Raw genomic sequence first — 25,719 nt, 5'->3', positions numbered from 1 at the left:
ATCCTCCGGTTAGGTTCGGAATCAGCGCGGGATCAACGCGCCGCGAGCTGGATGAACGGCGACAGGTTGTTTGTGCCGTTGGCCGGCTTGATCGGGCTGGTGATGGCGGGCTGCCCGTCCAGACGAAACACTGTCCGGAACGCCATGGCGTCGGCGTCGAAGTACAGGTGCATGGACGTCGCCGTCTCGATGCCCGATGCCTTCTTGATGGTGCGGTAGTACGACATGTCGAGCAGGATCACGTCGCCTTGCGACGAGAAGCTCTTCGCGTGCTGCGAGACGAACACCGGACGGCCAAGCAGCATTCCGTAGGGCGATTCCTGTGCACCTGCCGAGATCGGCAGGTAGATCGGGTAGTTACCGAGCGTGAGCGTGAAGAGCGCAGGCAGCACATCGTTGTTTACGAGCCAGATAGCACGACCGAAAGATCCCGGTGGCAAGCGCGAGATCATCTTTGAGAGGTTCGAGATGGTCAGCGTCTGCGTGGCCTGACCGGAATCCTTCGAGACAACGATCGCGGCATTAGCCTGCAGGGCGCCAATCGGCATGCCGTTGCCGGCACCGAAGAGCAGCGACTCATTGGTTTTCCAGCGGATCGAGTCGCCGATCTTACGGTTCAGGTATTGACCAAGCGCCGGACCGTCGGCGATCAGTTCATCCGTGAGCGGCACGAGCGCCATCATCTTGTGCAGGTACTGCGTCGTTGCCGACAGCTTGGGCTTGGTCGCCGTTCCGGTATTGGCTTCGGCCTGCCAGTACGCGCGGATCCCGTCGGTGCCCCACGGCGTCGTCTCGTCTTTCGGGAACACCATCGAGTTGCCCTCGATGTCGTAGTCGTCGGTGTAGGGCAGCAGCGCATCCTCGCCGAGCGAGAGCGTGAAGATATCGCGCGAGAACTCCGGCGGAATCAGGAAACCTCCATCCGGACCAGAGCCTTCGCCGCCGTATGTGCCGGGCGCGACCGCACCGTAGCGCAACCGGTCGTCGGCGCGCATCGGGTTGACGGTGGCCGTGTGCACCGAGCGGGCGAATTCGCCGAGCGTCTGGAAGCCGCGCTTCGGATCCTGTTCGACGTTCTCCGAGACGCTGATGCGCGCCCCCTCGGGAATCGTCACACCTGCGGTGCGTTCGGCTTCGATCAGCGCTTCCTCGCGCTCGATCTGGCGCTGCGTGGACTGGATCGATGCCATCAGCGAGTCGTACTGCGTTGCCTCGGTGTCGTTGAGGTCACGGTCTTCGGCGTGGGCAGCATCGACTAGCTTGCGCGCGTCGGCAACCAGCGTCGCCTTGCGCTGCTGCAGGGTGCGGAGGGTTTTGCTCATGTCAGGCTCCAGAAATGAAAAAACCTCGCCGGAGCGAGGTCGAGAGATGAGATGGGAGGAGGTTACGTGCCGATCAGGTCGAGGAGACGTCGCCGGCACGCGATGCGTCCCATGCCCTCGGTGACAACGGGCTCAGCCTGAGGAACCACAGGGTCTGCTGTCGCACTGGCCTTCGCGGACTGGCGCAGGTTTTTCGACATGCGCCGGATCACGTCGTCAAACCCGGCGATGTCATCGACCATACCGGCCTCCTTCGCGGCCTGTGCGCCCAGCACGCGACCCTGGCCCATGCCGTCACGCACCGTGGCAACCGGCACGCCCCGATTACGCGCGACCGCTTTCGTGAAGGCACCGTAGTAATCGTCGACACGGCTTTGCATGAAGGCCTGCGCATCGGCGGAAAGCGGGCCGTATGGGTTGCCTTCAGTCTTGTACTTGCCGGCAGTAATTAGCGTGGTCGTCACACCGGCATCGGCCAGCGCCTTCGACCAGTCCTCGTGCGCCGACCACACGCCGATCGAGCCGACTTCGCCACCGGGCGTCACATAAAATTCGCTCGCGGCGCTGCCGAGCCAGTACGCGGCGCTGGCCGCCAGGCTGTTCGCGATCGTGACGACCGGTTTCTGGCCACGCGCCTGATAGATCTCGTCGGCCAGTTCCTGTACGCCGTAGACGCTGCCCCCGGGCGAGTCGATGTCGATCAGGACGGCATCGACCGAGTCGTCGGCCAGCGCGGAGCGGAGCGCCTGCGCGAACATCTGCGTGCTCATGGATCCGGGGCCGGAAATATCATCGGCCATGTTGCCGCGCTGCGTGACGACACCGTACATCGGCAGGACGGCGATCGAGCCGTTGCCGGCGCGTGCGCTTGCCCCTCGTCGGGCTGCCACGGTTGCTGAGTCGGTTTGGACCGCAGTCATCGTATCGGCATCGGCGACGGCACCAAGCGACCAGCGTGCGATCACCCCGGCGAAGGCCGACAATCGCTCGGGCATGATGGCCCATGGGGTCGACAGGAATTCAGAGATCAGGAGCGCGTGTTTCATTCAGTATTCCTGGCGTCGTCGGACGTGTCATCGGACTCGTCGGGTGCGGGTTGCGTCGTTGCTGGGGCGTTCGATGCGTCGCTTTCCTCGACCATATTGAGTGGCCGCAGCGGTTCGTCGAGCCCGTCGAGCGGATCGAGCGATTCCATGCGGCGCGCCTCGTTACGCGTGAGCCAGCCATCGAGAATGCCGTTGTGGTAGTACATCGCCCGGGCCTGTGCATCGCCGCGCAACAGCGCCGTGACCGGAAACTCAAGGTTCAGGCCATCGTCCTCAGCGAGGAAGTGGTAGCGGATCGCTTCCTCCCAGCGCACGAGCCAAGGGCGCAGAGTGTGGATCACGAACTCGAGCGATTGCTGCTCGATGTTCGAGAAGGTGGCCTTGTCCAGGTCTCCGATCATGTGCGGCGGAATCCGGAACAGGCGCGCGATTTCGGAGACGGAGAACTTGCGCGTTTCGATGAACTGGATGTCCTCGTTCTTCAAGCCCAGCTCGTGATACTTCATCCCGAACTCGAGGATGGCCGTCTTGTGCCGGTTGCGGCCGGTCTGCTGCCGCTGCCATGCCTCGCGGAATTCACGGCGCTTCTCGTCAGACGGGAACGCATTCGGCATCTCGATCCAGCCACCCGGCGTCGCGTCGTTCATGAAAAAACGCATACCGTAGTCCTGCGCGGCGAGTCCACCGGCAACTGCCTCGCGTGCGGCCGTAATCGGGTTGTAGCCGACGATGCCGTCCGGCGACAGGCCGCGCAGGTGGAACACTTCGCTTCGTGCGAGCACGATCTCGCTGCCGTCACGGCGCGTATACCGGTAGCGCCACTGCGTATCGGACAGCAGTTCGATCGTCACGCGATCCGGATGCAGCGGCAGCAGGTCTGTCACTTCGCCCCGGCTGTTCGAGACGATCTGCGCGAACGCATTGCCGCGCAGTGTGCAGTGTCCCTGCAGCATCTCCCGGAATTCCAGCGGATTCTGGAAATCATTGGGCCTTACGGCGAGCAGCCGGTAAAGCCAGTGGTTGCGCAACGGCGTCTTCCGTCCATCATGCCGCTCGCGGTACAGCATGAACGGCAGTGTTGAGACGGATTCGGCGAGCACACGCACGCAGGCGAATACGGCCGTGAGCCGCATTGCCGCATCGGCGTTGACCGAGTGCGGCGTGCCCCGAAACGGCACCGGCGAGAACCAGAAATCGCCCCACGGAGACCGGTCACCGGTGTCCGCGTTCAGGCGCATCGATAGCAGCACGGATCACTTCCTCGCGATAAGTGCGCCGAACACCGTGAACGCGAGCACAAGCGTGCCAACCGCTACCAGTGCCGCCGGAATGCTGATAAGCGCCAGGCCCGAGCCGATCAGGGCAATACCGGTCACCAGGGAAGCGTTGTAGGTCAGCGGGCTCATACGATCATCAAGGTGTAGTCGTCGGGCATCTTCGGGGTGCCGTCACCGACGAGCGCGCGCGATAGCGCCATGATCAGCGCGACAATGCCGTCGATCTTGTTCTCCGGACGCTCCTTACGCGGGTAGATGTTGTCCTTCGCGTCGAGGTGAGCGACCACGTTGCTCGCCATCCAGCCCAATACCGGATCGCCGTCGTGGATCAGCCGGCGCTGCAGCACGAGCGCTTCGAGTGCCTTCATCGGTTCCGAGAAATTCAGCACGGTCGGGCGCACCTCGATCATCGGCAAACCCTCGGCAAGCATCCGGGTTGAAAGTTGCGTCGCCTGGAAGGGATCGAAGGCGACGCCCTGTACCTGAAAGCGGCTCGACATCTCGATCAGGTCGGCCTCGATCCACCCGAAATCGATCACGTTGCCGGGCGTAACCGTGAGGCGGCCGTTGCGCATCCAGCCCGCGTACTGGCTGTTGCTGGTCGCCATCACGGTGTCCTCGGGCAGGTAGTACCGTCCGAAGACGGCATATCCGCCTTCGATCTCTGGATGCGCGAACAGCAGCGTCAGCGCGGCGATATCCGTCTTGCTCGCGAGGTCGAGTCCGATCCAGCATGGCTGTCCGGCAAACGTATCGAGATCGAGTGCAGCATCGGAACACCGGTCCCACGCCCGCATATCCATCCACGCGGTGTCGGCGTTGACCCATTCGTTGAGGTGCTTGGTCTTGAAGTTGTTGACCGCGCTCGGCAACTGCATCGCCTTCGCTTGCAGCGGCACCAGCACCTCGGGCTGGACCGAGATGCCCCAGTTCGGATTCGCCTTGATCAGCGCTTCTTCGGTCGTCCAGTCGTCACCGTCGTCGAGGCCGTACACGATGCCGAACTGGCTGTCGTCCTCGAACACGCCCTCGAGCAGCTTGGTGACAAAAGTGCGTATTTCGTAGCAGATCCCGGCCCGGTTGCTGCCCGCCGTCGTGATCACCCAAAGCAGCGAGTTGTTCCGTTTGCCGGTTCCCGTTTCGACCACGTCGTAGACCGTGCGCGTCTTGTGGGCGTGCAGTTCATCGACGCAACCGAAATGGATGTTCAGGCCGTCGAGCGTGGAGCCCTCGGCGGAAAGGGCTTCGAACTTGGAGCCGGACGCCAGCACATTCATGTTGTGCGCACCGACGGCGACAGCAAAGCGCGAACGGAACCCGGCGCTGCGCCGGGCCATCGTCTGTGCATCGCCAAACACGATGCGCGCCTGGTCGCGTGTCGTCGCCAGCGAATACACCTCTGCGCCGCCTTCGCCGTCGGCCGCGAGCATGTACAGGCCCACTGCGGACGACAGCGTCGATTTGGCGTTGCCGCGCGGCACTTCAATGTATGAGCGCCGGAAACGGCGTCGGCCATCGGCCTGCACCCAGCCGAACACGGTGGTCAGGATGAACACCTGCCATGGCTCGAGCGTGATTGACTCACCGGCCAGCGGCCCCTTGACGTGGGGCAGGCGCTCGATGAACGAACACAGGTTGTCCGCTGGCGCGAAGGCCCTGCCGGAGCGGTCCGTCAGCTTCGGATTGAACCGATAGGGACTGCTCTTACCCTTGAATCGGGCTAGATCATTCAGCTGCCGCTGGCAGGCGAGCTTGACCCAGCGGCACGCGGGGACGTTGCCCGCTACGACGGCCTCGGCATACCGTCGGGCAGTCATCGCGTAGCTCGACGTTGCCATCAGCCGGCGATCTCCGACCATGGATCGTGCGCGCTCGTCGGTTCCTGCGCAATCTGTACCCGCGAGCGCGACGCAGGGGTAAAGCCCATTTCCGATTCGTAGCTTTTCATCTCGAGCGCGAGATCGCGAATCACGTCCATCAGCGGCGAGCGACGCAGGATGCCGCTCGGCGTCTTGATGATCATGCCGGCCACGCCGGCGCGATTGATCTTGGCCAGCGCCTCCCGATAGAGGCCGGCGCAGTTGGCCCAGCGTTCCAGCACGGCGGCGTCGAGCGACGAGAGCAGTCCCGGCGGCGCGTTTTCGATCGCGTAGCGCCAGGCTTCCTTGGCGGTATCCGACATGTACTCGGGCGGCTCACCGAGCTTTCCGGTCGGGCGTGGCTCGTGCGGATTGATCCGGCATTTCTGCAAGGTGCCTTTGACCTTCTTGACGGCAGCGGGTAGCGGCTTACGGCCGGCCATGGGGGGCATCGAGCATCAAAAAAAGTTTTTCATTTTGCACGCGCAAAAATTCAGGCACGCGCACGATCCGGCGGCCGGAAGCGCCAGAGATCTGATCCCCCCTGGGGGGCCATCGTAGCCGCCGTGGACTGCGACAACGCCACCCGTCGCGCCCGTTTGCGCGCAGGCATCCGTTTCGTTCAGCCGGGCAGCGAGGCGCGCACGGTGCGGATTTCAGAAAGTCGTCCGACAGCGGGTGCGCTGAGCCGTCTCCCTGGCGGTCTTGCGGTTATGGCACGACGTGCATAACGACTGCAGGTTGGCCCAGTCGAGGCGAGCACCACCATCCTTAATCGGTACGACGTGATCGACGACGCGAGCGGCGACGGTCAGACCACGCGCCGAGCAGTGCGCGCACAGCGGATGCGATCGCAGATAAGCCGCGCGACATTGCTGCCAGGCCATCGACTTGTAGAAGCCGAGCTCTGCATCGAACGTGCGCCGGGCGCGGCCGTAATCGCGATGCGTCCATCCACGATGTGTGGCGCAGAAGCCGGGCGTCGCGAGCACAGCCGCGCATCCTGGGAACCGGCACGGCGTCGGCGCTCCACGTGGCATCAGATCTTCCGCTTGGCTTCATGATTGAACAGCGTGTTCATGGAGTCGTTATCCACCACGAGAGGAGTACGACCATGAGCACCATCGAACTGACGCCCGCGCAACGTGCGATCCTCGCCTACGCGATCAACCATACCAGCAGCAAGATCGACTGGTTTCCCGATAACATCAAGGGCGGCGCTCGCAAGAAGGTGATCGACGGCCTGTCGAACCGTGCCCTGATCACCACCGACGGCACCGATTGGTTTGTGGCCAGCGAGGGCTACGATGCGTTGGGTGTCCCGCGCCATGGACTGGTTGTACCCGTCGATCCTACCGATCCCGAGATGGAAACCGCAGTCGAAACCGCCGAGGCAAACATCGGGGTCAAGGCACCACGCCGCGCGCGCGAGAACAGCAAGCAGGCGCTGGTGATCACAATGCTGCGCCGACCGGAAGGCGCCACGATCGCGCAGATCTGCGAGGCGACCAGCTGGCAAAGCCACACGGTGCGCGGCACGCTGGCCGGTGCTCTCAAGAAAAAACTCGGACTCGACATTACGTCCGACAAGCAAAACGGCGAGCGCGTCTACCGGATTGCCATCCCAACTTGCAAGTGATCAAAGCAACTAAACTGAAATGGTTGTGGGACGGTGCCGTCGGCACGCCGCAGCATTCTGGAGGTCGACCATGGAACTCTATGACCGCGCCAAGTCTGTCGGAAATGCAATTGTCGAATTCGATTCATTTCGTAAGTTGCATCAGATCAACCCGGTTGCATGTAGAAATCACCTTCGCGGCTTTTTTGGTGACCAGCACGGTGACTGGAATATCGCGAACGTTCAGGCCGAAGGCGCAATGCTGCTGTTGAATGCAATGGGCAAGCAAGAGATTGGATTCAAAGACGCGCTAAAGACGCAGCAGCAACTGCAGTTAGCGGACGCATTGACGTCTGACGAGCACGATGCGAAACACGTTTAGGTGAGATCTAGGCGATATTTCCTCGACGGCTCATTTGATCTCCCGAAAAATCTCACCGAAGCGCGCCCCATCGTGGGCGCGTGTCGCTTCGGTGCCCGTGTAGTCCTGCCAGCGGCGCACGATCACGTCGACGTACTTCGGATCGAGTTCGATCAGTCGCGCGTGTCGTCCCGATTTCTCGCATGCGATCAGCGTCGTGCCCGAGCCACCGAACGGATCCACCACGATGTCGCGCGTCTTGCTGCTGTTACGCACTGCGCGTTCGACCAGCTCGACCGGCTTCATCGTCGGATGCAGGTCGTTCTTCGCGGGCTTCCTGATCTGCCAGACATCGCCCTGATCGCGTGCGCCGCACCAGAAGTGATCGGCACCATCGCGCCACCCGTAGAGGATCGGCTCGTACTGACGCTGGTAGTCAGCGCGGCCGAGCGTGAAGGTGTTCTTGGCCCAGATGATGAACGTCGACCAGCGACCGCCGGCGGCACGGAACGCCGACTGCAGCGTATCGAGCTCGCTCGACGACATCGCGATGTACACGGCGCCCTTGGTGACTGCCAGGATGTTCTGACAGGCTGCGGCCAGGAACACCTCGAAGCCGTCACCGAGATTGTCGTTCAGGATCGGGCGATTCTTGCCACGCAACTTGTCCTTCGCGGTGTTCGCGTAGTTGACGTTGTACGGCGGATCCGTGAAAGCCATGTCGGCAAGTTCGTCGCCGAGCAGGGCCCGGTAGGATTCAGCCTTCGTGGCATCGCCACACAGCAGCTTGTGCTCGCCAAGCAGCCAGATATCACCGGTGCGCGACACCGGGATCTCTTCGACTTCCGGGACCGCATCTTCATCGGTCTGTCCGGCGCGATCCGGCTCGTCGCCGGCGATCAGCGCATCCCACTCGTCGGCACTGAAGCCTGTGAGTGCGGGATCGACGCCGGCATCTTTCAGCTCGGCAAGTTCGAGACCCAGCAGCTCATCGTCCCACGATGCGTTCTCGCCGATCTTGTTGTCGGCCAGGATCAGCGCGCGACGCTGGATGTCGGTCAGGTGCGTCATTGGCACTACCGGCACCTCGGTGAGTCCGAGCTTGCGCGCCGCGAGCAGACGACCGTGGCCGGCGATGACGTTGTTCTGGCCATCGACCAGGATCGGCGCACCCCAGCCAAACTCGATGATGCTCGCGGCGATCTGCGCCACCTGTGCATCGGAATGCTGCTTGGCGTTCCGCGCATACGGGATCAGCACGTCGACCGATCGCAACTCGATCTTGACGTCCGCGACCGGGTTACGCATGGGCGACCTCGTCGAGGTTGACACGTTCAGCTTTGACCTGTTCAAAGGATCGTCCGGAACTCGCCAGCGTCACCTCGGCGTCCGGGTAGTGCTGCAGAAAGCGGCGGATCGCAACATCCACATACTCGGGTGCGATCTCGACTGCACGGCAGCGACGGCGCGTGCGTTCCGCCGCGAGCAGGGACGTGCCGGAGCCATTGAACGGCTCGAACACTACGTCGCTCGCATCGGAGAACGCCAGCATCACGTGCTCAGGCAGCGCGACCGGAAACACCGCCGGGTGATCGATGCCTTCGCCGATCGTGCCCTTGTGACGCATGATCCGGATCACGCTGTCTGGGATGCGGGTGTCCTGCGTTGGCGCGCCGGCGTGCGACCAGCCGCCGACCTCGCCATCCTTCTTGCGCATTGCGGTGGACGAACCGTCGGCACGGAGATGCGATTCCTGGCCGGCGTGCTTGCACGGTACGATCTTGTTCGGACGCCGCGCTTCGCGGTTGAAATGGAAAACGAACTCGAAGCTCGGTGCGAGGCGGCCGTTCCAGTCACCGGGCATTCCCGGCCCCTGATCCCACACATACCAGCCGAAGCGCCGCCAGCCGGATGCGTGCATCCACTGCAGCCAGCCGTCCCAGTAGGGGATAACTTCGTTGTCGCGATGGATCAGACCGAGATTGACGAGCACCTGGCCGTCGGTGGCCAGCGGTAGCGCGGCAAACACTCCGCGCATCAAGCCGTCCCAATCGACGATCGTGTTCGTGTAGTCGCGCTGGCTGCCGTAGGGCGGGCTGGTGAAGCACAATGACGCGCGATCCTCGCCCATCAGCGTCGCGATGACCGTCGGATCGGCGGCATCACCGCAGATGAGCCGATGCGTGCCAATCTGCCACACATCACCAGCTCGAGTGACCGGCGTAGTCGGCGCCTCCGGCACATCGTCGTCGGCGTCGTCGCCGTCGACCGACTCGGATTCGTTATGACCGAGCAGCTCTGCAATCTCGTTGTCATCGAAGCCGGTTAGATCAAGGTCGAACCCGGCCGCCTGCAGATCGGCCAGCTCGAGCGACAGCAGCTCACCATCCCAGCCCGCGCGTTCCGTGAGTTTGTTCTCCGCGAGGATGAACGCACGCTTCTGCGTCTCGGACAGGTGCGCGAGTTCGATCACGGGCACCTCGGTCATCGCAAGCTGGCGCGCAGCGAGGAGGCGACCGTGGCCAGCGATGACGCCGCGGTGCCCATCGACCAGCACCGGGTTGTTGAAGCCGAACTCCCGGATGCACGCCGCAATCTGCGCGATCTGTTCATCGCTGTGCGTGCGCGCGTTACGGGCGTACGGGATCAGCGACTCGATCGGACGATAGTCAATTTGAAGGGCCAGCATCGGGAGCGGAAATAAAAAAACCCGCGCGAGCAGGGCTCATCGCGGGCAAGAGAGGAGGGGGCGGTGCGAGATCCACCTCTCGCAACCATAGCCGGAATCTTAGCGAAATATCCTCAAAACGCGACACCTATGATGAGCGAGGGATCCTTGCATTTGTTGGCACGAGCCCGAGGGAAACCTGAACGACAGTCAACCTCTATTGATTCCCTGCATCGAGTTGCCGGACGATGTGCTGCATGGCGCTATCCCACCGGCGCTGGGCAGTCCGCGCGACGCAGCCGAAGCGCTTCGCGATGTCGTCCCAGCGATGCCGTTCGGCACGCATCCAGACAAGATGCCGCTGTTCCTCTTCGAGCCACTGCACCCAGCGCATCGTTTCCAGCATCCGGTCGACCGCAGATGGCGACGGCGGCAACGGGCGGTACTCGCGATCTTCGTTCGCGAGTGCTTCCCATTCGCGCCGCACAAATTCCGGCCAGACGTTGAAGTAGCCTTGAACACGCACGGGCGGCAGACGGTGGCTGGTTTCCGCTGCCTCGACAAAGCGTGCTGCCACAACATCGACGCTCCACTCAGTCATGGCGACCTCCGTGGCCGGGCGGGCCATAGAGCCGGTTGCCGATCCGGCGTACGAATTCACGCTCGATGAAATCCAGCCGCTCGTCATGCTCGGCGATGACGAGGATGCGTTGCTGCTGCCAGCCATCGCGCTTGGTCGCTTCGAGATCCACGGCCGCGGGCTGATGGCGGGCAAGCGAGGACGGGGAGTGCGGAACCGGGATCTTCATCTCACTCCCCCTGTGTGTCAGCGGTCCAGTGGAGCAACGCCAGCGCGTCGGCTTCGTTGTCGTCGATCACGGCATGTCCGAGCGCGCGCATCGCGGCGATGACTTCATCCTTGCTAGCATTGCCCCGGCCAGTCGCGTGTTTCTTGATCGTGCCCACAGGCACACCCTGGTACGGGATACGGTGGTGCTCGCACCATGCCGAGAGCGTGGCGAGGAATCCGCCATACGCGTGTGCTGCGTCGACACCGGCATGACGGCGCACTTCCTCGAAGTACACAGCGTGAATATCCCCTGCGCTGCCGTGCAGTTCCGAGAGCCAGCGACGAAAGCGCAGGAAGCGCATGCCACCCCCCTCGAAGCGCTGCGGCCGGAAGTGCTGCGCGCCGCTCGTGATGCCGCCATCAAACCGGCGCAGCGCCCAGCCGGTGGTCGTGCCCAGATCGAGGGCGAGAATCGTCGTGATCATGATTGCAGTCGTTCCTGTTGGGAGGAACGGCGCAGCCGGCAGAGCAAAACGTAATATCTTCGTGTGCGCGCGCACGCGCACGCGTATAAGAGTTACGTTGTAATGCGCCGGCTGCGCCGTTCGGCATGCTCGAATGGCGACTCAGTTGTCGGCGTATGGAGTGTATGCGGGCGTATGCGGGTTCTTGAGGTCGATGCCCCTGAAACCGCGCAGACCTGCGGCGTTTTTCCACTGCTCGCATCCACGCGTGATCAGCAGATCGGAAAACCGCCGTTGTGATCCAACAAACTCCCCGGCGGACTCGGCCCATTGCTTCCAGTCGTTGAACAATTCCGCAGTCAGCGACTTCGCGTTGGCCTCGCGTACACAGCGTTCGTCGAGCCAGCGGCCCAGCGCATCCTCGGCCTCGAAATACTCGTCGGTCGCGTCCTTCACCTGTTGGGGTGGATCAAGCCGCCCGAGACGTTGCCAGTCGAGGCAGCCCTGAACTGCCCAGGCCAGAATGCCGTCGCGCTCGGCCAGGAGCTTCTGCTGGAGCAGCTTGTCGCGGCGCTCGGGCGGTATGGTGATCGTGAACGGGATCAGGTGCAGACGCCGCTTCATCGCTTCGTCGATGTTGCGGATCGCAGGCTTGTGGTTACCGGCAACGAACAGCTTGAACTGCGGGAGAAACTCGAAGAAGTCCTGCCGCATGAAGCGCGCGGAGATCTTGTCGCCACCCGTGAGGTTTTTGATCTTTGACTCGGCCCAGCGCCGTCCCTGTTCGGTTTCGATGGCCGACACGAAGCGCGCGCCACGCAGGCTAGCCATGTCGGTCGGGTGCCGGTCGTTGCGCGTTTCCATGAATGTGTCCATCGGCGCGTTGGTGGCATAGTCGCCGAGGATAGTTGCCAGCGTGTTGACGAATACCGACTTGCCGTTCGCGCCTGTGCCGTAGAGGAAGAACAGCGCGTGCTCCTGCGTCGAACCGGTGAGCGCGTAGCCCGCCGTCCGTTGCAGATAGTCCTGTAGCTCGATATCCCCACCCGTGACCTCGGTGAGGAACTGTCGCCAGATCGGACAGTTGGCACTTGGGGTCGCCGTGGTGACCCGAGTCATCCGGTCGGTACGGTCGTGCGCACGCTGCCTGCCCGTCGTGAGATCGACCACGCCACCCGGCGTGTTGAGCAGCCACGGGTCGGCGTCCCATTCTGCGGTGGTGGCCGCATGTCGGCGATCCGATCGAGCCAGCCGTTCGACACCAGCGACCGTGCCAGAACTGGCGAGCCTGGCGGCAATCTTCGGGTTTTCCGCACGCACGGCCGTGTGACGGCACACGCTACGAATCAGGTCGGTAGCGGCCAGCGTGTCTTCGGAGCGCCAGCGATGGCCGTCCCACATCATCCAGCGCCCCCATGCGGACACGTAGCGCCAGTCGCGGTAGTAACGGCGGGTGAAGGCCAGCGCCAGCGCGTCTTCCGTGCCCCACACGGATTCGTCGCTGCCGACGGCGGGTTCCTGCTCGACGTCGATGTTGTAGATCTGGGCACGCGGGGCGTGGGCGAGAAAGGCTGCGAGATCGAAACCCTCAGCCACTGCATCCGCTGCATCCCATCCTTCTGATGCTTCCTCGGGCGGATACAGGATGTGGCAGGATTTTGCGCCTGCCGTGAGGATGGCCTGTGCTGCCTGCGTGGCGTATTCCCAGCCGGGTTTGTCGCGGTCGGGCCAGATGAGCACGGCCTTGTCCGCGAGTGGAGACCAATCGGTCTTCTCGACGGGCGCGTTCGCACCGTGCATCGCGGTTGTAGCGACGATGCCTGCGTTGATCAGCGTCTGCGCGCATTTCTCGCCCTCGACCAGGACCACCTGCGAGGCGTCGACCATGCCCGGCTGGTTGTAGAGAGGGCGCGGATTGGGCGGGGCCATCTTGCGGCGCTTCGCATCCCACGGCCGGAATTCCTTCTTCCGGCCCGGTGGATCGTAGCGGTAGACGACAGCGATCAGCTGGCCACTGGCATCAAGGTAGTCCCACTTCGCCGTGGCCGGGCCAAGATCGTCGATCGGCGCTTCCTTTTTCGTGCGTCGTTTCGGCGTGAGGGCGCTCTGTCCAATTAGCTCGCGTGCCTCCTGCAGCACGCGCGGGAAATCGACGTGAGCGTTGACACCGAGCCATGCCGCGATCAGATCGAAGATGTCGCCGCCGTCACCGGTAGCGCGGTCGGTCCACAGGCCTGCCTTCTCTCCGGCGAGCACAATTTCCAGGCTGTCACCCGGGCTACCCAATACGTCACCGACAAGGAACAGACCCCGGCGCTGCTTGCCTGCCGGGTACAGGACGGTGAGGACCGGTTCGATATGGGCTATCAATGTCGCGCGGATCTCGTCACGGCTCGTGTCCTCATGTACGGAAGACGGGATGTCGTTGAAATCGATCATTTTGAGTTCTCCCCGGTTGCGGTTATGGCCGTGTGTTCCAGCAGCGGTCCTGCCACGCGCACATCCGGCATTCGAAGTGAGTGGGATCGTTGAATGCGCGCGGCAGTCGCTCGCCGGTGTCGCTCGCGCTGATCACCGTCACGGCACGGTCGGACATGCGTTGCGCAAGCACCGCATCGAACGGAACCAGCTCGATGTACAGATCCATCGTGTCGGCGTTGATCGCGGTGAACACGGCAGGATGCTCGTGCAGACCGAGATAGGCCTGATAGAGCGCGACCTGTGCGGCATAGATGGGTTTGGCGACGGCGAGCCGGTGCTTGAGCAATTCGCGCCACGACTTGCCGCCGAGGCACTTGTTTTCCCAGAGCGCTGGATAGCTGACGTCGTCGGGGCCGCCGACGAGCACACCATCGATGTGCCCCTGCAGCCGACCATCGAGTGCCGAGAAGCCGAACTGCTCGCCATCAGCCTTGTGCGTGCGCAGATCGAATCCGGCGTCACACAACCACGCGGCCATGCGGTCCTCCATCACATGACCACGCTCGAAAATACGCAGCATGCGGCCCGGCACGTCGCGACCGTGGTCGACGGCGGCACGCTCGTACTCGTATTGCAGTGCGCGTTCGCAAGCGGCTCCCAGACGCGAGGCACCGAGATACGTTCTGGTACCTTGGCGCTTGCTCGTGCGCTGCATGCCGGAATCAATCAATGCCGTAATCCGATCCGACAAGGTGGACGATGAGTTGAAATCCATCATCGCGCGACCTCCCACGGCAGGTCGTCGGCCATGTCGGCAAACGGATCGAGTGGAGGCGTCGTACCACGCAAAGCTGGCTGGCGCGTCGCCTCGTGGTGCGAGACCATCTGTTCCGTCCAGCAGGTGACGATCGCGTCAATCACGCGCAGGGCTTCTTCCTCGGCGTAGGCACCGAGGGGTTTGTCGAAACCGATCTCACCAGCGGCTTCGCCGAACGCCTTGAGGCACCGCTTCATTGCGGCGCGTTCGACTTCAGTCGGATCAATCATCGTGTTCTCCGCAATGGTTGCGCCGTCGTCCAGGACACGAAGCCTGGTGCCGTACAGCGCATGGAAGGCGTTCTGGCAGCGTTGCGAGCAGAACGCCCAGTCAATCGGGTAGCGCCGGGGATTGCCGATACCGTGACGGGTATCGGCATGCGTGAGTCCCCGGGCCTGACGGGTGCAGACCCAGCATTTCATTGAGGATCTCCGCGTCAGGCCCAGGCAGGTTTGCCCGCCAGTGCCGGTCGGGTCGTGGTCGGCGCGGGACGGAAAGTCGGCGCGGTCTGTGCCGGAGCGCCCGACTGGCCACCAGAGCTGGGAGGCTTCGTGGCAATGCTCGTGAACGCGGCGTAATCGGCGTGATCCGGTTCGACTGCCATGCGCACGACATTGCGGTCATCGCCGCGCGCATCCTTCTCGATGTCCACGCGCACGATGAACTCGACGCCATCAAGATCGGCGAAACTCTCGATACGGCGGGCAGCCGATGCCTGCGGACTGTTGTCCTGCGGGTGGACGTGCCGAGCGCTGTTGAGAATTGCGCGGATGAAGCTGCGCCCCATCTGCCCCCAGGTAGGCCCCTTGCGCGAGTGCAGACCGATGTTCGTCCACATCTTGCGTTTGGCATACGGGCCATCGGTCACGACAAACTCGCAGGCCAGATAGACCGAGCCCGTCTCGAACGATTCGGTCGCGTAGCCGCCGGTCCAGCCCTGCTCGGGATCATCGTAGCCACCGGGTTTGATGGTCATGCGAACCGGCACCACCGTGCCCTTCGGGATCAGCTCAAAACCAGCGTGCTGGGCATCGGCATCGTTGAAGTCGTTCCATTGGGACATGATCAGTTCCTCGTCGTCGGGGATTGGGTCGCTGCGGCTGCGCATTTGCGGATCAGCGCGTGGAGATCGGGCGGCTCGAGCAGCTCGAGCTGGCCTGAACGGTCCTTGGCCGGATAGCCGTAGGGATTGAGCGTGTGGGTGACGAACGCGCGGTACGCTGTGCCGTCGTCGGCCTTGATCTCGGCGAGCGTGACGACCTCGTCGACGATGCCGGGCAGCTCGGCGGCAGTCTTCGAGCCTTCGATCTGCGGGGCGAACACCTTGCGGTTGAAATCGTCGACGCGCTCGTCGAGAATCGCGACGAACACAACGTTCTTGCCGCGCGCATGCTGCAGGTGGGTCAGTGCCGTGAGCATCTCAGTGCCGAGCAGACCGTAGGCACCGCGCATGTCGGGCTTGCCCGTGCGATCGGACACGGCCTGCGGCTGGGTTCTGGCCCAGATCAGTGCCAGGCGCGCGAGCACGGTGATGCTGTCGACGAAGTACGTGTCGTAGCGGGTCAATTGCGCCGGATCGCCGAAGCGTTCGCATACATGGCGGAAATGCGCGTCCGAGAACGGCACCTCCGGTGGCAAGGCTGGGTTGGGGCCTGCGAGGAACACGACGAGGTCGCGGAATTCCGGCCAGGTGGCGGGACGCATGCAGTCGCCCTGCCAGTCGCGTACCGCGAGGTCGCCTGCCTCGAGATCGACGAACAACGTCGAGGCCTCGGGCAGCGTTCTCAGCAGGCTGGTCTTGCCAATCCCGCTCTTGCCAAGCACGGCGATCTTGACGCCCTGGCGCTCGGCTAGCCGCTGGTCAGCGGTGATGATGGGAAGCGCCATTACGCGGCCTCCTTCAGCAGATCCGCGACAGCCGGATTCCAGAGAATCTGGTAGCCGGAGTGACCGTTGCGCGAGTACGGCATGGCCTCGGCCCAGGCCTCGCCCGCCTCGGTCAGTTCCCACTCGTCGCGGTCATTGCGCGCCTGCAGACCGTGACGCGCAAGACGCTGGTTGGCGGCTTTCGCCGAGATGCTCAGAAGCTGGCCAACCTGCGTGGCGTTGAGCGAGCAGATGGGCGCATCCGCAGCGGGCAACGCGCGTCGCAGCGTGTCGACGGCGATACCGGTGTTCTCGTGGATACAGGTCAGCGTTGCAGCCATCGCAATGCCGGCCTTGACGCCAGGCACCTTCGCCACGGCCTCGCCGATCAGCAGGATCGACGACACGCGGTCCTGGGTCGGTGCGGGCAGGCTGGCGACGGCGTTGTAGCTGCCGGTCTTGCGGATCGCTGGCAGCACCTCGCTCGTGACCCAGCGCTTGAAGCGTTTTGCCGCGTCCTTGGTGCTGCCGATGATCAGGGCGTACAGCCCTGACTCGTTGACGTGGTTGGTACGTTGCGTGCGACCGATAGCATCGATGGTGTCCAATTTCTGGACATCATCGTCATCGACGTGCGATTCGACAGCCTGGCGCGGATTGCCGAACTCGAGCACGGCGCACACATCGTTGGCGTTGAACCACGGCTGGCCTGCGTCGTCGACGTTGACGCGCACGGCATGGGACTCAAATTCGAACGGCAGAATGTTCGTCATGCTCAGGCTCCGATGTCATCGATGAGGGCCAGGCGGAACGCCGGCTTGCCGGGTTTGGTGGTGCGTGCAGGGGAGAACTGCTCGCGCAGTGCCGGTGGCCAGTTGTTGAAACGCGATTCAGCGATCGAGAACTCGACGTCGAGATAGTCCTCAATGCGCTCACCAGCAGCAGTGAGACGCGAGGCCATTTCGGAAAGACGCTGCTGGTCCCATGACACGCGACGTGGCAGTTCGAACGTGATGCGCAGGGGACCGTCGGACACATGCGTGGTGCCGTAATCACGACCGGAGTCACGCAGTGCGTTACGTGCCTGTTCGCCATAGGCAGCGTCGAGCGCTGCGTCAAACTTCGTGCGAGTGGCCTTGATCCATTCGCTCGCATCGATCAGGTTGCGATGAATTGCGGCTTTCTGGGCTGCAGGCAAGGCTGCGATCTGGGCCACGGACATGGCCATGAGATCGGCCGGGAGGATCGTCATGTCGCTCATGGCTTTCCCCTCACTGACCGACGGCGGTTTGAGTATCTGCGCGCTCGGACGTGCTCTTGCGCAGACTCTCGGCCTCGAACGATTCGACATCCTCGAGGCGGTAGAGCACGCGGCCTTGCAACTTCAGGAATACCGGGCCGATACCGTCTGAGCGCCAGCGCTCGAGCGTGGCTTCACTAACGTCCCAGCGTTCAGCCAGATCGCGTTGATTGAGGTGTTTGATACTCACGTTTTTCTCCTTTCGGGTGGTTGCGAAAACGTGAGGTCATCTTCGGATTCGGCATGTACGGGCGTCCGCCACCGCCATGTACGGGCTGATGTACGGGCGCAGTTCCTGCCTGGAGAATCGGAGCCAAAAAAGCAAAAAACCGCCCGAAGGCGGTTGTGCGTGACGATGAGGGGACGAGTCAGTTCAGGTTGAATCCGTACTGTCCGTTGCCGTCGTTGGCGATGTAGTCTTCCCAGACGGTGTTGCCGCTGAACAGGTTCTGCATTCGCTGGCTGCGCCCGGATTTCTGGTTGCCGTAGACGGCGGCGAGGATTTCGTGGGCTGGAACCCATCGACGGCCGTGCGATAACTGCTCATACAGATAGCTAACAGCCGCCACCTGCCGTTTGCCCTTGATGTTCCAGGGACGGTTGGATCTTGTGACGATGACGAGCGTGCTGGTAATCGGATCGAAGCGCACCGGCAATGATTTGTCGAGGTGTGTGCCGGGCGAGGATACGAGCAGCCGATGAATCAGATCGGCATCGATGTGCGGGTTTGCACTGTGCTCGACCAGCAGGTCGCGAATGGAAATGATCCTGTAGTCGCGCGGTGGTGGCACAACGTTGGGCAAATTCTGCCCCGAGGTCAGGACGAGCCCCTGGCTTGGCAATGACGGTTGTCGAAGGTGTGCAAACACCTGTGCAGCTTGCGTTGATAAATCCCTGACGAACCACACGTCGACCTGTGCGTCGGCCACACGCATCCGGCCGAGTTGCCAGAGTATGCCGTCGATCGCCGGGGAGGCGATGGCGCGACGCAGAGCCTGCGGTATGCCCAGCAGTTCGGCAATGTAATTCAGCAGCCTGGACGCGTTGACGGCACGGACTGCCGCGACGCTGGTATCAAGGTATTTCCGGCGGAATGTCTCAGGACATCGATAGCGATATCGCCCGGATTCGTCTTCCACGAGATCGACCATGACTGTCTCATCGCCACAGGGTGCCGGATAACCGCTGGCGTAGCCGATGCATTCAGTCCACGTTTCGAGATCGTGCCCGGACAGGGCCGTCGCGCGCGACAGGCTCCATCCGGGCACGCCCTGCAGACGTTGTCCGTCCGCGTCGGGGATCGGCTGGTTCGATTGTTCGAACAGTGCGATCAGCTCAAGCAGCGAGCGCGTCGACAGGGGTGTCGTCTGCACTGCCGATCTCCTTCACCAGATTCCACCTGGCGAGCAGGCGGTCGCACAGCGCCCGATCCTTTTCGCGCTTGGTCTTGATATTGCAGCGATTTTCGTCGCGCAGAATGATGGTGATCGTGCGTGCGCGATCCGTGCCGACCTTCCTGATGCGAATGGAAAGCTTTGCGTAATTGAGGTGGTGGTCACGGAAATCAAATGTTGGGGAGATCAGGGAACGGGCGGCCGTGTAAATGTCGTCGCTGTCCTTTGCCCAGATTTTTACTAGCAGTGATCGATGGCTTTCGGATGCATAGCCGAGCTCAATCACCTTGACCGATGCAACGTTCTCACCGGAGATGTCGAAATTCCGGAGTGCTGCCAGGCTCTGGTAATCGTATTGCTTGAGCGGGACTTTTTCGCCGGTGATCGGCGACTGCAGCAACGAGTCTGCTGCGATGCGCGCCAGCGCTTCACGTCCGTCCGTGTCTTTCGACAGGATTTCCAGATGACCGTTGGCCGGCTCGTAGGTGACGTGCGAGGACACGGCACGCACGACCTCCTGCGGCACCAGTTCACTGTCCTGGACGCAATCGACGATTTCGGGCGGGCGGTTGTGGTGGACACTGATCTGATACAGCTCGATGTCCTCGCCGGTCTGCGTGTCTGGGCGCAGTCGCTTGAACACCTGTACGGCGACGTCTGTCGCTGCACAGCGTAGCTGCTCGGCCACTGCATTGTGGAAGGACTGACGCGCTTCCACATCGTCCAGCACTGCGAGATCTTTGGGGGCCAAGTACCCCGAATAGCAGGTAGCACTTTGGCGGAATACGTCCGCCTGCCGCGCATTCAAGGCTTCATCGAATAGCGAGGGAGCATGGCGATACAGCCAGATCGCACGCTCGTACTGGTTGCGAATTGCAGAAAACGCTGCCTGGTCCTGCTCATCGAAGATATCCTGACTGATCCCGTCGATGACGTCCTGCCCAGGACCATCGGACAGCAACACGATGCGTTCGGCAACCTCCTCGATCTGCTGCCGTTCCCCGACATCGAGGCTCGCCAGTTCGGCCTCCATCGCCGCCCGCTGGTCCCGCTTGGTCTGGTCGTCATCCAGATCCACAAGATCCAGGCCGAATTTATCGACCATGAATTCGTGGAACACGGCCGGCGTCACATGGCCCAGCAATTTCGACAGATTCTCTGCATCGTTCATCGCTACCCCTTTCTCAACGTGTGGATCAGGCTGGCTTCGGTCTGTGTGGCCCTGTTTTTTATCGGGGTGTACAGACCGATGGCGTTCGGTTTACCGAACAGATGTGATTATTTCGGGACGGTGCTGGGTTTGTCAAGCAGTTACGAATTCGTTCGGTCGGGTGGTATCATTTTCTGAGTAAAACCGGAACGATCAGGAGAATTCAGTGCCATCCCCTCTGGGTGACAAGATCCGTGCGCGGCGCAAGGAAAAAAGGCTTAGCCTCGAGCAACTGGCCGAGCTGACCGATTCCAGCAAGAGCTATATCTGGGAGTTGGAAAACAAGGACGACCCGAAGCCGTCGGCTGAGAAGATCGGGAAGATCGCTGCCGTGCTCGATGTGACGACGGAATTTCTGCTGAACGAGTCCACGACGACTCCCGACGAGGAAGTGGTCGACGAGGCTTTCTTCCGCAAGTACAAGAGCATGTCCGAGCCGGACAAGAAAAAGATCCGCAAGATCCTGGATGCCTGGGAGGACGAATGACGGCTGTGAAAAAGCCGAAGGCGGCAGCTAATCAGATTTCGTCGATGCTGAACGCCGTGCTCGGCGTGGACCGTTTTCCGGTCAAGGTCGATGAACTGGCGCTGGAGTATTCACGGCAGTGCTTCGCAGATTCGCCGATCGACAAGGTGGTCGGCGAGGACATGGATGATTTTGAAGGCATGCTGGCTGCGAACAAGGCCCGGTCGAAATGGCTCATCGTCTATAACAGCGCCGTGCGATCGGAGGGGCGCAAGCGCTTCACCGTCGCTCACGAATTTGGGCACTACCTGCTGCATCGCCATCAGCAGGTCCATTTTGAGTGCGGCACCGATGACATAGAGACGGGCGACAACAATGGGCGCGATATCGAGGGGGAAGCCGATGTCTTCGCCTCGACCCTGCTGATGCCGCTGGATGATTTCCGGCGACAGGTGGACGGACAGCCGGTCAGCTTTGATCTGCTCGGTCACTGCGCTGATCGCTACGGTGTTTCTCTGACAGCGGCAGCTTTGCGCTGGACCGAAATTGCGCCGAAGCGTGTCGTGCTGGTGGCCAGTCGCGACGACCATATGCTATGGGCGAAATCGAACGATGCGGCGTTCAAATCGGGGGCATATTTTGCGACACGCAGGAACACAATCGAGTTGCCTCGCCAGGCGCTTGCCCACAGCGATAACGGCTGGAGTGCAGGCGATCAGCAGACGGGCCGAGCGCAGCACTGGTTTCCACATGAACCTGCCAGTATGCCCGTTACCGAAATGACCCGGGTGGCAGGGCAGTACGACTATACGTTGACGCTGCTGTCGTTGCCCGACGCGGAATGGCAACGGCCCCGGCATGATGATGAAGAGGCCGAGGAGGACAGCTTCGACCGGTTCGTCCGCAGCGGACAGTACCCGGTTCGGTAGATCATGAGCGCGTACAAGTGGCAGTTCAGTTCCCGTTTCCGCCGCAACGCCTTCGGCTGGCGATCCGACACGCCGATTCAGCGTATCAAGGAAGCGCTTTCAGAAATCAAGGCGGTCGCACGTAAGGAGCCAGTGGTTGCGGCCGAGGGGGCGGTGCTGCTCCTCGAAAAGCTGTCGCCCGCGCTGGAGCAGGTCGATAGTTCCTCGGGCGCCTTGGGCACTGCGGTCAACAAGGCCATCGAAACACTGGTGCCGATCATTGCGAAGGCGGATGTCGACGCGTGCGTTCGGCAGCATTGGCTTGAACGCCTGTGGCAGGCTTTGCAGGACGATGAGATGCCCTACATCGAATCGCTCGGCGAGCACTGGGGCGAACTGTGCGTTACCCCGGAGATTGCTGCCCGGTGGGTCGATGATTTCTTGCCGCTGGTCGAACATGTCTGGGGTTCCCAATCCTCCGGTCACGGTTTTTTCAAGGGGACGGGTGCATGCCTTGCTTCCTTGTACGCCGCCGGTCGCCATGAACAACTGCTCGCGTTGCTGGAGCGAGCACCGTTCAAGTGGTGGTATTACCGCCAGTGGGGCGTAAAGGCGCTCGGAGCGATGGGGAAGAAGGCGGAGGCGATCCGCTATGCCGAGCGGTCGCGCGGCTTGAACGACCCTGGCTGGCAGATTGCAGAGACCTGCGAAGCCCTCCTGTTATCGTCGGGCATGGCGGAGGATGCATATCGACGCTATGCGATCGAAGCCAATCAAGGCACGACCAATCTCGCCACCTTTCGCGCCATCGCCAAAAAATATCCGAACATTCCGCCGGAGCAGATTCTGCGCGACCTGGTTGCCAGCACGCCCGGTGCTGAAGGCAAGTGGTTCGCCGCCGCGAAAGATGCTGGCCTGTTCGACGTTGCCATCGAGTTGGTCACACGCAGCCCGACCGACCCGCGCACACTGGCGCGCGCAGCAAGAGATTTTGCCGAGCTTCAGCCTGGGTTCGCGGTTGCTGCCGGCCTTGCTTCATTGCGGTGGATTTCGCTTGGCCATGGTTATGAAATCACGGGCACCGATGTACTCGATGCGTATTCGGCCGTGCTGAAGGCCGCATCAACGGAAGGCATGGATATTCGGCAGGTCAAGACCCAGATCAGGGATCTGCTGGCCTCGACGCCCGCAGGCAATCAGTTTATGAAGACCGTTCTGGCCCATCATCTGGCGGTCTGATTCAGTCGCGTTTTTGCGATAGCCTGCATCCGTATGCGCGCATACGAAACTCCCTCATGGTGTCGGTGACGGTTCGTCTGGAAAATTTCGCTTTCAAGGCGAGTTTGACGGAGAGGGCCGGTACCGATGCACGAGATAAACCAGATTTCCCCAGAACGGATGACCCCGGAGCAGCGCCGGCTCGAAGTCGCGTCGCTGCTGGCCAATGGGCTCGTGCGCCTGCGCATCAGCCATTTTCCACAGTCCACAAAGCGCCTTCCGGAGAGTGAGTTTGAGCTTGCCTTATCTGGACGCCAGCGCGTTCATACAGACCCCGTCAACAACAAAAATACGGAGTCCAGATGAGTACGAGCCCGCGTGCATACACGACACCAGCGTCGGTGGCTGCGCAAATCGCCCGATTGCCTGATCTGCCCATGTCAGAAATCAAGGCGCTCTGGCGCAGGCTGATCGGGGGCGATACGCCCACGCACAACCGGCAGTTTCTCGAGCGCCGCATTGCCTACCGACTGCAGGAAGTCGAGTTTCGCAAGGTCGATCCAAACCTGCTTGAGAGGAACAAGCGCCGAATTGCCAATCTGGTAGAAACGGGCAAGCTCACCAAGAAGGCGCGATCGTTCCGTCCGCCAGCGGGGACGGTGCTGACTCGCGAATACCAGAAGGTCGAGTATCGCGTGACGGTCATTGCGGACGACCGATATGAGTTTGAAGGTCGGCTATACCCGAGCCTGTCGATGATTGCTCGCGAAATTACCGGGACGCGTTGGTCAGGTCCCGTGTTTTTCGGTCTCACGGAGCCGGGAAAGCGGAGGGTTGAAAAGCAGCGGGGGCGGAGATGAGCGATTCACTGACCCGGCGCTTGCGCTGCGCCGTCTACACGCGGAAATCCACCGACGAGGGGCTGGACCAGGAGTACAACTCGATCGATGCGCAGCGCGATGCGGGGCATGCGTACATCGCGAGCCAGCGTGCCGAGGGCTGGATTCCGGTCGCCGACGACTACGACGATCCGGCCTACTCGGGCGGGAACATGGACCGTCCCGCGATTAAACGCCTGATGGCAGATATCGAAGCGGGCAAGATTGACATTGTGGTGATCTACAAGATCGACCGGCTGACGCGCAGCCTGACCGACTTCGCCCGCATGGTCGATGTGTTCGAGCGCCACGGCGTGTCGTTCGTCTCGGTTACCCAGCAGTTCAACACCACGACGTCAATGGGTCGACTGATGCTGAACATCCTGCTGTCCTTCGCCCAGTTCGAGCGCGAGGTCACCGGGGAGCGCATTCGCGACAAAATCGCTGCGAGCAAACGCAAGGGCATGTGGATGGGCGGTATTCCACCCATCGGGTACGACGTCGTGAATCGCCGACTGGTGTTGAATGACGGCGAGGCAAAACTCGTGCGCCACATCTTTCGGCGTTTCGTCGAAATCGGATCGAGCACCCTCGTGGTCAAGGAGTTGAGACTCGATGGCGTGACGTCGAAGGCATGGACCACGCAGGACGGCAAGGTCCGTAAGGGGCGGCCGATCGACAAGGCGCTGATCTACAAACTGCTGCACAACCGTACCTACCTCGGGGAATTGCGCCATCGGGACCAATGGTATCCGGGAGAGCATCCGTCGATCATCGATCGCGAGCTGTGGGATCGAGTTCATGCAATCCTGTCTACCAATCGCCGTGCGCGCGCAAGCGCCACGCGGGCGCAGGTGGCGAAGGTGCATTGTCTGCTCAGGGGTATGGTGTTCGGAAGCGACGGCCGGGCGCTGTCGCCAATTTCCACGGTAAAGAAAGACGGGCGTCGATATCGCTACTACGTCCCTCAGCGTGAAAAAAAGGAGCATGCCGGTGCGTCGGGTCTGCCTACCTTGCCGGCGGCCGAACTCGAGGCAGCGGTGTTGGATCAACTACGGGCGATCCTTCGCTCGCCGGGGCTGATCGGGGATATGCTGCCTCGGGCTATCGCACTCGACCCCAGCCTGGACGAGGCCATGGTCACCGTGGCGATGACCCGTCTCGATGCGATCTGGGACCAGCTGTTCCCGGCAGAGCAGACCAGGATCGTCAAATTGCTGGTCGAGAAGGTGATCGTGTCGCCCGATGATCTGGAGGTGCGGTTGCGCGCGAACGGCATCGAGCGTCTGGTCCTTGAATTGCGACCGGCGACCGATGGCGGGGCCGAGGAGGTCATGGCATGAGTAAGATGTCGATCCAGCAGGCAGGGGAGCCAACCGTCGTCGAAGCAAGCGACGGCCGTCTGACGCTGTATGTGCCGATCCGGATCAAGCGGCGTAGCGGTCGCAAATTGGTCACGCTGCCCAGCGGTGAAACCATGAAGCCACGGCCGTGGGACAACACCACGGCCACGCCGCTGCAGTTGGCGTTGGCCCGAGGCCACCGCTGGCTGGCGATGCTGACGTCGGGCGAAGTGCAGTCGCTCAAGGAAATTGCTGCCCGCGAGAACGTCGACCCCAGCTATGTAAGCCGCATGGTCAATCTGACCTCGCTGGCGCCCGACATCGTGGCCGCGATTTTGGACGACGCTTTGCCGGATCACATCACGTTGTTTGATCTGGCGGTCGATCCGCCGGCTCTGTGGGAATTGCAACGTGAGAGGCTAAAAGTCGTTGAATGACTGGCTGCGGACCCATTGCGGCCAGTCAAGTTTTCGAAAAGCGGACTTTCAAGGCT

The 25,719-nt window shown here is 62.1% G+C and carries 31 protein-coding genes; 9 read left to right on the top strand and 22 right to left on the bottom strand.

From position 1 onward, the window contains the following. Positions 1 to 32: 32 nt before the first annotated feature. From DIE06_RS09055 to DIE06_RS09030, 7 genes are all read right to left on the bottom strand, one after another. Positions 33 to 1,322, bottom strand: coding sequence for a phage major capsid protein (locus tag DIE06_RS09055; RefSeq protein ID WP_124661124.1), 1,290 nt, complete (start codon positions 1,320 to 1,322; stop codon positions 33 to 35). Positions 1,323 to 1,384: 62 nt separating this feature from the next. Beyond that, positions 1,385 to 2,368 (bottom strand): S49 family peptidase, encoded by a 984-nt coding sequence (locus tag DIE06_RS09050; protein WP_124661123.1) that lies wholly within the window; start codon positions 2,366 to 2,368, stop codon positions 1,385 to 1,387. After that, on the bottom strand, positions 2,365 to 3,618 hold the full coding sequence (locus DIE06_RS09045) for a phage portal protein (protein ID WP_124661122.1): 1,254 nt from the start codon (positions 3,616 to 3,618) through the stop codon (positions 2,365 to 2,367). Before DIE06_RS09045 ends, DIE06_RS09050 begins: the two co-directional genes overlap by 4 nt. A 3-nt stretch (positions 3,619 to 3,621) precedes the next feature. Beyond that, positions 3,622 to 3,774, bottom strand: a complete 153-nt coding sequence (locus DIE06_RS38230; protein WP_185733377.1) for a hypothetical protein — start codon at positions 3,772 to 3,774, stop codon at positions 3,622 to 3,624. Further along, entirely contained in the window at positions 3,771 to 5,483 is a 1,713-nt protein-coding gene (locus DIE06_RS09040; protein ID WP_124661121.1) for a terminase large subunit, read from the bottom strand. The genes DIE06_RS38230 and DIE06_RS09040 overlap by 4 nt, the downstream gene beginning before the upstream one ends. Then, positions 5,483 to 5,947: a phage terminase small subunit P27 family gene (locus DIE06_RS09035; protein WP_185733376.1), complete on the bottom strand. Its 465-nt coding sequence runs from the start codon at positions 5,945 to 5,947 to the stop codon at positions 5,483 to 5,485. Before DIE06_RS09035 ends, DIE06_RS09040 begins: the two co-directional genes overlap by 1 nt. Before the next feature lie 213 nt (positions 5,948 to 6,160). Beyond that, positions 6,161 to 6,496 carry an HNH endonuclease gene (locus DIE06_RS09030; RefSeq protein ID WP_185101071.1) on the bottom strand — a complete coding sequence of 112 codons (336 nt, stop codon included), beginning with the start codon at positions 6,494 to 6,496 and terminating at the stop codon, positions 6,161 to 6,163. Positions 6,497 to 6,618: 122 nt separating this feature from the next. Between DIE06_RS09030 and DIE06_RS09025 the strand changes: the two genes are divergently transcribed. Together DIE06_RS09025 and DIE06_RS09020 are read left to right on the top strand one after the other, a co-directional pair. Further along, positions 6,619 to 7,143, top strand: coding sequence for a DUF3489 domain-containing protein (locus tag DIE06_RS09025; RefSeq protein WP_123850181.1), 525 nt, complete (start codon positions 6,619 to 6,621; stop codon positions 7,141 to 7,143). A gap of 70 nt (positions 7,144 to 7,213) precedes the next feature. Then, positions 7,214 to 7,504, top strand: a complete 291-nt coding sequence (locus DIE06_RS09020) for a hypothetical protein (protein WP_124661119.1) — start codon at positions 7,214 to 7,216, stop codon at positions 7,502 to 7,504. Between the two features lie 30 nt (positions 7,505 to 7,534). On the opposite strand, the gene DIE06_RS09015 is transcribed toward DIE06_RS09020, so the two are convergent. The 15 genes from DIE06_RS09015 to DIE06_RS08945 all read right to left on the bottom strand — a co-directional run bounded on the left by DIE06_RS09015 (position 7,535) and on the right by DIE06_RS08945 (position 20,374). Continuing rightward, positions 7,535 to 8,791, bottom strand: a complete 1,257-nt coding sequence (locus DIE06_RS09015) for a site-specific DNA-methyltransferase (RefSeq protein WP_124661118.1) — start codon at positions 8,789 to 8,791, stop codon at positions 7,535 to 7,537. Next, positions 8,784 to 10,172, bottom strand: coding sequence for a site-specific DNA-methyltransferase (locus DIE06_RS09010; RefSeq protein ID WP_124661117.1), 1,389 nt, complete (start codon positions 10,170 to 10,172; stop codon positions 8,784 to 8,786). Before DIE06_RS09010 ends, DIE06_RS09015 begins: the two co-directional genes overlap by 8 nt. A 196-nt stretch (positions 10,173 to 10,368) precedes the next feature. Next, on the bottom strand, positions 10,369 to 10,752 hold the full coding sequence (locus DIE06_RS09005) for a DUF6362 family protein (RefSeq protein WP_124661116.1): 384 nt from the start codon (positions 10,750 to 10,752) through the stop codon (positions 10,369 to 10,371). Then, the gene (locus DIE06_RS09000) at positions 10,745 to 10,960 is read right to left on the bottom strand and encodes a hypothetical protein (RefSeq protein WP_124661115.1); all 216 of its coding nucleotides are present in this window, start codon (positions 10,958 to 10,960) and stop codon (positions 10,745 to 10,747) included. Before DIE06_RS09000 ends, DIE06_RS09005 begins: the two co-directional genes overlap by 8 nt. A gap of 1 nt (position 10,961) precedes the next feature. Continuing rightward, on the bottom strand, positions 10,962 to 11,426 hold the full coding sequence (locus tag DIE06_RS08995; protein WP_124661114.1) for a crossover junction endodeoxyribonuclease RuvC: 465 nt from the start codon (positions 11,424 to 11,426) through the stop codon (positions 10,962 to 10,964). A gap of 141 nt (positions 11,427 to 11,567) precedes the next feature. Beyond that, a complete protein-coding gene (locus DIE06_RS08990; RefSeq protein WP_124661113.1) occupies positions 11,568 to 13,844 on the bottom strand; it encodes a phage/plasmid primase, P4 family in 2,277 nt (758 codons plus the stop codon). Positions 13,845 to 13,866: 22 nt separating this feature from the next. Next, positions 13,867 to 14,604, bottom strand: coding sequence for a hypothetical protein (locus DIE06_RS08985; RefSeq protein ID WP_124661112.1), 738 nt, complete (start codon positions 14,602 to 14,604; stop codon positions 13,867 to 13,869). After that, entirely contained in the window at positions 14,601 to 15,065 is a 465-nt protein-coding gene (locus tag DIE06_RS08980; protein WP_124661111.1) for a DUF6511 domain-containing protein, read from the bottom strand. The genes DIE06_RS08985 and DIE06_RS08980 overlap by 4 nt, the downstream gene beginning before the upstream one ends. A 14-nt stretch (positions 15,066 to 15,079) precedes the next feature. Then, positions 15,080 to 15,706 (bottom strand): hypothetical protein, encoded by a 627-nt coding sequence (locus DIE06_RS08975; protein WP_124661110.1) that lies wholly within the window; start codon positions 15,704 to 15,706, stop codon positions 15,080 to 15,082. Between the two features lie 2 nt (positions 15,707 to 15,708). Continuing rightward, a complete protein-coding gene (locus DIE06_RS08970) occupies positions 15,709 to 16,530 on the bottom strand; it encodes an ATP-binding protein (protein ID WP_124661109.1) in 822 nt (273 codons plus the stop codon). Beyond that, positions 16,530 to 17,282: a Bro-N domain-containing protein gene (locus tag DIE06_RS08965; RefSeq protein ID WP_124661108.1), complete on the bottom strand. Its 753-nt coding sequence runs from the start codon at positions 17,280 to 17,282 to the stop codon at positions 16,530 to 16,532. Before DIE06_RS08965 ends, DIE06_RS08970 begins: the two co-directional genes overlap by 1 nt. A gap of 2 nt (positions 17,283 to 17,284) precedes the next feature. Further along, entirely contained in the window at positions 17,285 to 17,770 is a 486-nt protein-coding gene (locus DIE06_RS08960) for a hypothetical protein (protein WP_124661107.1), read from the bottom strand. A gap of 10 nt (positions 17,771 to 17,780) precedes the next feature. Continuing rightward, positions 17,781 to 17,999 (bottom strand): helix-turn-helix domain-containing protein, encoded by a 219-nt coding sequence (locus tag DIE06_RS08955; protein ID WP_124661106.1) that lies wholly within the window; start codon positions 17,997 to 17,999, stop codon positions 17,781 to 17,783. A gap of 178 nt (positions 18,000 to 18,177) precedes the next feature. Next, complete coding sequence (locus DIE06_RS08950) at positions 18,178 to 19,182, bottom strand: hypothetical protein (RefSeq protein WP_124661105.1); 1,005 nt, start codon at positions 19,180 to 19,182, stop codon at positions 18,178 to 18,180. Next, entirely contained in the window at positions 19,145 to 20,374 is a 1,230-nt protein-coding gene (locus tag DIE06_RS08945; protein WP_124661104.1) for a hypothetical protein, read from the bottom strand. The genes DIE06_RS08950 and DIE06_RS08945 overlap by 38 nt, the downstream gene beginning before the upstream one ends. 205 nt (positions 20,375 to 20,579) lie before the next feature. Here DIE06_RS08945 and DIE06_RS08940 point away from each other — a divergent pair, with 205 nt between their 5' ends. The 7 genes from DIE06_RS08940 (at position 20,580) to DIE06_RS08910 (ending at position 25,663) form a co-directional block, all read left to right on the top strand. Continuing rightward, positions 20,580 to 20,900 (top strand): helix-turn-helix domain-containing protein, encoded by a 321-nt coding sequence (locus DIE06_RS08940; protein WP_124661103.1) that lies wholly within the window; start codon positions 20,580 to 20,582, stop codon positions 20,898 to 20,900. Beyond that, positions 20,897 to 21,808 (top strand): ImmA/IrrE family metallo-endopeptidase, encoded by a 912-nt coding sequence (locus DIE06_RS08935; protein WP_124661102.1) that lies wholly within the window; start codon positions 20,897 to 20,899, stop codon positions 21,806 to 21,808. Before DIE06_RS08940 ends, DIE06_RS08935 begins: the two co-directional genes overlap by 4 nt. A gap of 3 nt (positions 21,809 to 21,811) precedes the next feature. Further along, positions 21,812 to 23,026: a hypothetical protein gene (locus DIE06_RS08930; protein ID WP_124661101.1), complete on the top strand. Its 1,215-nt coding sequence runs from the start codon at positions 21,812 to 21,814 to the stop codon at positions 23,024 to 23,026. Between the two features lie 126 nt (positions 23,027 to 23,152). Continuing rightward, positions 23,153 to 23,371: a hypothetical protein gene (locus tag DIE06_RS08925; RefSeq protein WP_123850199.1), complete on the top strand. Its 219-nt coding sequence runs from the start codon at positions 23,153 to 23,155 to the stop codon at positions 23,369 to 23,371. After that, positions 23,368 to 23,865: a DUF2924 domain-containing protein gene (locus DIE06_RS08920; protein WP_124661100.1), complete on the top strand. Its 498-nt coding sequence runs from the start codon at positions 23,368 to 23,370 to the stop codon at positions 23,863 to 23,865. The genes DIE06_RS08925 and DIE06_RS08920 overlap by 4 nt, the downstream gene beginning before the upstream one ends. Beyond that, entirely contained in the window at positions 23,862 to 25,226 is a 1,365-nt protein-coding gene (locus DIE06_RS08915) for a recombinase family protein (protein ID WP_124661099.1), read from the top strand. Before DIE06_RS08920 ends, DIE06_RS08915 begins: the two co-directional genes overlap by 4 nt. After that, on the top strand, positions 25,223 to 25,663 hold the full coding sequence (locus DIE06_RS08910; protein ID WP_124661098.1) for a LacI family transcriptional regulator: 441 nt from the start codon (positions 25,223 to 25,225) through the stop codon (positions 25,661 to 25,663). The genes DIE06_RS08915 and DIE06_RS08910 overlap by 4 nt, the downstream gene beginning before the upstream one ends. Positions 25,664 to 25,719: the final 56 nt, after the last annotated feature.

It is taken from the genome of Burkholderia sp. Bp8998, from assembly GCF_003854235.1.
Lineage (GTDB): Bacteria > Pseudomonadota > Gammaproteobacteria > Burkholderiales > Burkholderiaceae > Burkholderia.
This window is presented reverse-complemented; position numbering and strand designations above follow the sequence as displayed.